Source organism: Stieleria sp., assembly GCF_041595215.1.
Lineage (GTDB): Bacteria > Planctomycetota > Planctomycetia > Pirellulales > Pirellulaceae > Stieleria > Stieleria magnilauensis.
Genome location: NZ_JBFHKV010001317.1, coordinates 1 through 2,061, shown reverse-complemented (window position 1 = coordinate 2,061; position 2,061 = coordinate 1). Strand labels below are relative to the sequence as shown.

Genomic DNA, 2,061 nt, shown 5'->3' with positions numbered 1-2,061 from the left:
GGATTGATCGCCGCCCTGATCGCCAGCGTGTCGGTTTGGCTGTACGCGGCGTTGATTCCTGCCGATGTACAAGTCGCAACACTGTCCGAGCGGTCTGGCGCATTTGGTAACGTGGTGCTGTTGTTTGCCGCGGTGACTTTCTTGTCCGCCGTGCTGGTCTGGTTTGCGCTGCCGCGAAAGCAAACGCGGACCTTCGAGGCGAATTCCCCAAGTCGCGCCGACGCCGATGCCGGGATCGGGGCGGTGCTGCGAATGCCCGCCGTTTGGTTGCAGGCGATCATCGTTGTTTGTGCGTACGTGGCGTACAAGGGACTCGATGACGTGTCGCTGTACGCCAAAGAGGTGTTGTTGTTCGATGAAGTGCAGGCGGCAACAATCGGCACGGTGTCAATGTGGATGCGTCCGCCGGCAGCTGTTCTCGCCGGATTGATTGCCGATCGATTCGGCGTTTCGAAATCAACGCTGGTGTGTTTTGCCGCGATTGCTGTGGGAACCGGTTCGCTCGCCGCCGGCTTGCTGCCGCCCGGAGCGATGGTGTTGTTCTTTGCCACGCTGGTTACCACCAGTGCCGCCGTATTCGCGCTTCGCGGGTTGTACTTTGCGCTGATGGAAGAAGGTCGCGTGCCGATGGGACGGACCGGCACGGCGGTCGGAATCGTGTCGGTCATCGGTTACACACCCGACGTCTTCATGGGGCCGCTGATGGGCTGGCTGCTCGATCGATCGCCGGGCGAGATGGGCCATCGGCACCTGTTTGCGGCGGTCACGTCGTTCGCCATCACGGGGTTGATCGCGACGGTTGTGTTCCGCAGGCATCAAAAGCTCGGTTCGCCCGGACGGTTAGGCGAAGGGCCTGACGTCCGCTGATGATCAGCCGTGCCTGAATCACCGGTCGGAATCACTACGACTTGGGTTGCTGCCAGCGGAGATCCACGACGTGATCGCAGACGGCATCGCCGGGTGGCGAGACCGTCGAGGCGATCGTCTTTGCATCGATCGGCTCGACGACGCAGCGTTGTTCGCGCCGCTGACGGGCTTCATCGACGTTGGCGGGAAGCCCGGCGTAGGGTTCGCTTTTGGGGTGCCAGTCATGTAGCGAGACATGCCAGTGACCGGCGCGGGGGTGTGAAAAGCAGAGCGTCAGCGGTGACTGGGCGCCGAGGGTCGGGTGCAGTCCGCGGAGCGGGACGAAACTTCGATAGCGCAGGCCGACAAGTGCGACCTCCCCTTGGTCATCTTCGACGCGCTGCAGCGGGATCGACCAGTTGCCGACGGTGACGTTCCAGTCATCCAGCGGTTCATTCGGATCCGTCGGACGCAGTCGAATTTCGATCCGCGAGGTGCTGGAGTCGATCAACCGCGATCCGCCGCGTTCTTGAGTTGCAACATCGCCGACCAGCGGCCAAAACTCCAGCGCCCTGCGGATTTCCAGATGCGCCGATCCGAGCGTCCGTTCGGCGAGGACCAGGTCGCGGTCGCGGAGCAGTAATTGGACCAGCGGATCACCGAGCCCCAGACCGACCGTGTCGAGATCGGCGAGGACTTCTTTCAGGTCGCGATGCAGGTAATACGGCAGCGAAAACCGCGAGTGCAATTCCGATCCCCAGTCGGACAGGGGTTCGTCAAACGGGGCTTCGGCGAGCATGGTGACGATGGCCCGCAGCAGGGCCGCCAATGCCGCCGTGGTCTCGGGAGACGGTGCCATGCGAAACGCGCGGAATTCGACCAGCCCGTTGCAGCCTCGCCCGCCCAAGAACGGATTCCAAAGCTTTTCGATGTTGATTTCGGCTCGGTGGCTGTTCCCGGAGGGATCCGCCAGAAACGGTGCGAGGCTATTCCAGAGCGTGTCCGGCGTTGGGCTGTCGGTTCGCTTGAGGAGTTCGAGCGCGAGCGCAAAATCTGACAGATCGTGATGCAGACTTTCGTCCACCCGAGGTGCCTGGCTGGACGGTCCGACCGAGTCGGTGGCGTGAAGGTAGGACAGCGAGGGGTGTCGATTGAAGTAGCGAACGATGCTGGGCAACAGATGTCCGAGGGTCAGAAAGGGGCTGACCGAGGGGC

2 protein-coding genes are annotated in these 2,061 nt (G+C 62.5%); one reads left to right on the top strand and one right to left on the bottom strand.

Going from position 1 to position 2,061, the window contains the following annotated elements; all coding sequences use genetic code 11:
* Window positions 1-867 (top strand): MFS transporter (locus ABX749_RS30910; protein ID WP_372899425.1); only part of this gene is annotated, 867 nt, incomplete at its 5' end.
* A gap of 34 nt (window positions 868-901) precedes the next feature.
* Here ABX749_RS30910 and ABX749_RS30905 read toward each other — a convergent pair.
* Window positions 902-2,061 (bottom strand): transglutaminase family protein (locus ABX749_RS30905; protein ID WP_372899424.1); only part of this gene is annotated, 1,160 nt, incomplete at its 5' end.